General features: G+C 55.4%; 4 protein-coding genes. 1 reads left to right on the top strand and 3 read right to left on the bottom strand.

Going from position 1 to position 3,581, the window contains the following annotated elements; translation table 11 throughout:
* From PGX04_RS06850 to PGX04_RS06840, 3 genes are all read right to left on the bottom strand, one after another.
* A partial coding sequence (locus tag PGX04_RS06850; protein ID WP_273737868.1) for an ISH3 family transposase occupies positions 1-877 on the bottom strand: 877 nt, incomplete at its 3' end.
* Between the two features lie 52 nt (positions 878-929).
* On the bottom strand, positions 930-1,823 hold the full coding sequence (locus tag PGX04_RS06845) for a cation:proton antiporter (protein ID WP_273737827.1): 894 nt from the start codon (positions 1,821-1,823) through the stop codon (positions 930-932).
* A gap of 148 nt (positions 1,824-1,971) precedes the next feature.
* A complete protein-coding gene (locus PGX04_RS06840) occupies positions 1,972-2,769 on the bottom strand; it encodes a ZIP family metal transporter (protein ID WP_273737826.1) in 798 nt (265 codons plus the stop codon).
* A gap of 282 nt (positions 2,770-3,051) precedes the next feature.
* Here PGX04_RS06840 and PGX04_RS06835 point away from each other — a divergent pair, with 282 nt between their 5' ends.
* Positions 3,052-3,531, top strand: coding sequence for a lysylphosphatidylglycerol synthase domain-containing protein (locus tag PGX04_RS06835; RefSeq protein WP_273737825.1), 480 nt, complete (start codon positions 3,052-3,054; stop codon positions 3,529-3,531).
* Positions 3,532-3,581: the final 50 nt, after the last annotated feature.

Below are 3,581 nucleotides of genomic sequence, written 5' to 3'. Positions count from 1 at the left end.
TCGCTGACCGTTTCCGATAGAGTCGTTCGACTTGTTTCGGCGTGCGATCGGCCAGATCGCACGCCACATGGCCTCGAACGACCTCGCCGCTTTTCCCGCGATCTCCGGCGTGATATGACACAGCGACCGCGAGCGGGAATTCCAGTTCCCGCTCGCGGCCTTCGTACATCCGATAGGTCGTCATGTACGAGCAGTGCGTATCCAGCTTCTTCCTCATGCGCTTGCCCTTCTTTTGGACGGGAACGACAGTCGCAGCAATCTCCCGTGAGCGGCGCAGAACACGTTCGTTGTAGAAGCCACGATCAGCCAAGAGCAGCTCTATCTCGAAGGGATAGGCTTCGACGCGGTCGAGGACGCGCTCGACCGCGTCGGCCTCTTTCTCATCACTACGGACGTACGTCATCGCCAACGTCACTGGCTTGCCGTTCGAGACAAGATACGCCGTGCAGTACCGGTGGCACGTCGTTGTTCCGTCTTTCGCGTGCATGCGGCAGAGTTCACCTTCTTCATCGGCGTACATTCCGTGGTAGGGGTTATCGACGAAGTCAATGGAGACGATCCTCAACCAATCAAGGTCGAGAATCGTCATCGCTAACTCTCTGAGAAAGCGGTTAGCAACCCGCTCAAGCCACTCTCGGTTGAGCGTATGTAGCCAGCCCATGACAGTATCGTCACAGGCAGCGTTGTCGTTGTCCTTGCATGTCTCCCAGATGGACGTCTGGTTGACTGCTGCAAGGACCATGACAGCCCAGATATCACCGGGATCGAGGGCTCGCCTCTCGATCCCTGGCAAAGGGAGCTGGCAAATGACGTTTTCCGCTAGATCTTTCACGTCTGAGTCTGAAAGAACACCGTCTGGTTGAGGGACGCTAAACACATTCACTCAGCCAGACATCTTCCTAATTAGACCAACGCTTTAGCTTCAGCTTTCACACCAGTTGGGAAGTACCGACAGTTGGGTCCATCTGAGCGCCGACGTTAACGAAGAATAACGGGATGAAGACTCCGTAGGCTATCCCGACGATTCCCTCGCGGATTTCGACGTCGCGGAATCGACGTTCGCTCCCGACAAGTAGCCCAGCGATCAAGCCGCCGACGATCACGTCTAGCCCCACAGCGTCGGCAGCGTATCCGAACAAAAACAAGAGTTCCATGATACCGAGAAGATTCGCGCTCGGTTGTTGAAAACGGGCGAGAACGCGAGCCACTCGCTTGATCAGAAACCGTTTAACGACGATTACCCCGAGAAAAAACAGGGCGATGAGGCCGATGATTCGTACGTATTGACCGCCCGAAGCTTCGGCTTGCTGTGTCGTGAGTAACAGCGCAAAAGTCATGAGACCGATAACTTCGGCGGAAACTGCTGCACCTACCACGTGGAGGCCGTAGCGCGTGTCAAGACAATCGAGATCAAGGAATACTCTCGCGGTAATTCCAATCGACGTAACACCCATGGCTATCGCCAAGATTCCGCTCGCAGCGAGCGAGTAACCGAAGGCGACTCCGGTTGCGACGCCGATCATCACCGGGAGTCCCGCTCCACATAGTGCAATGATGGCAACAGGGACGCCGTCACGCTCGAGCTCTCCGAGATCGATTTCTTCGTAACCAGCGTCGAACAACAATAGCATCGACCCTATCGCGGCGAGTAGCGCGAACGTTCCGGATGGATCGACGATTCCGAGGACGTGCGCACCGAGGACGACTCCGACGAGAATCTCTCCCAATATGATCGGCTCGCCTGCTCGTTCGACGAGTTCGCCAAAAACGAGCGCTCCGGCGAGCGCGATCCCTACCGCGAGGAAGACGTGAACGTCCGTCACAGTCCACTTCTCTATGCGAAGCGTGATAAATCAGCGAGCGTAGCCCACGACGAACGCTATTTCTGTGATTAAATCGAGCGGCACCCCCTTTTTCGGACGGCTGAAAGGGGTACTCTTCTCTCCTCATTCCTTGGCAAATTGGCCGAAATCAAATGAACGCAAGCGGGAGCATGATCGCGACCCCGATCGTAATCCCAACCACGAGTTCTCGCAGACCTCGTTCAGGTAACTCCTTACCTGTGTCCAGCGCTTCGGGGATGAACTCCGATAATACGAGATAGATCATCGCACCAGCTGCAAATCCGAATCCGAAGGGCAGGAGGTCCCGAGCCATGCGGACAAACAAAAAGGCGATGACCGCACCGATCGGCTGTGGCAGACTCGAGAAGATCGCCCACCAGACCATCTTCCAGTTGGAGACGCTCATCGATTTCAAGGGAATCGAGATCGCAGTCCCCTCGGGGATATTGTGAATCGAGATCGCTATGGTCATAAAAATCGCCAACAACGGAACGGCAACGCCGAAAATTTGCGCGTTACCCTCGAGTCCGAGTTCGGCGAACGAGACGCCGATGGCGATTCCTTCGGGAAAGCTGTGGACAGTCAAAATTCCGAGAATAAGCACGAGCTTCTTGAAGTCGGCTTCCTCGTACGTACGGGGGTCGATGTCACTGTCCAACAACACGTCGCGGGCAACGAGGACGAGCAGGACGCCTGCGCCCATTCCTGTGAGAATTTCTAGCGGTGTACCGACAGCCAGTCCCTCCCCGATGAGACCGAACACCGACGCGGAGAGCATAATTCCCGATGCAAGACCCCAGAGAAGGACGTTTCTGCTGTCGCTTATCGAATCGAAGAAGAAAAACGGCAGTGCCCCTAGCCCGGTCGCAAGCGCCGTGATGAATCCCGCGGTGAACACTATCGCGAGCGTTTCGAGTGAAGGCATCACCTCATACTATAGAGAAGCGATGTGAAATAACGATTTCAGCAGATCGTTGACCTACCTATTCGTGTGAACGATGTCTGTGAGATGCGCGTGTCAAACTACTTCCCCGGTCGGGTACTGTCGCAACTCAGTAGTAAGACCGAGCACGATCCAGTCCGGCAAAGTGAATTTCAATAAGTCGTGTGATGAGGTTATAATCTGTTATAGAATACGAACTGCAATGGCATCATCGCTCAGACGATTTCTGGTCATGCTCGGAGGTCGGTCGTTGCCGCTGCCGTCATGACGATACTCCTCGAATCCCCGAACGCAACTGCGGCCGTACTAACGTTCGGTGTGGTGATGGTAGCGGGGATCACGCTCTCGTACGCGATCGGTTACCTCGGTCTGTCCTGGGAGGACACCGCGTATCCGATGCCGGAACCAACGAGTAATCCGCCCGAAGAGCCGACTGACGCATCCCGAGCAGACGTAGAGGACTTGAAATGGACGATTCGTGAGGGCATTGGTGTCGTGATTGTGTCGCTATTCGGACTTGGTGCGATAACGAACGTTCTCCCTCTCCCGAGTGGGCTGGGAAGCGTCGAATCGGTGTTCATCCTGTTGCTCGTTTCGACTGCCGGCATGCCGGCACCGGAAGCGCCGGCTGCGACGTTTCTGTATCAAGCGGCGACATACTGGTTCCCCCTTCTGTTCAGGGTCGGAACTGTAACGGTATTACAGCCGATTTGGATGCAGACGAATACGCAGAAGGCCAGATAGCATTCCAGGATAGAAACGTCATCTATCACTGCTTCTCCGAATCGTGCTCG

This window comes from Natrinema soli (assembly GCF_028618695.1).
This window is presented reverse-complemented; position numbering and strand designations above follow the sequence as displayed.

Bases quoted from the DNA above. Each gene is read 5' to 3' on its own strand.
- PGX04_RS06835 (WP_273737825.1), top strand. From the start codon at position 3,052: ATGACGATACTCCTCGAATCCCCGAACGCAACTGCGGCCGTACTAACG.
- PGX04_RS06840 (WP_273737826.1), bottom strand. From the start codon at position 2,769: ATGCCTTCACTCGAAACGCTCGCGATAGTGTTCACCGCGGGATTCATC.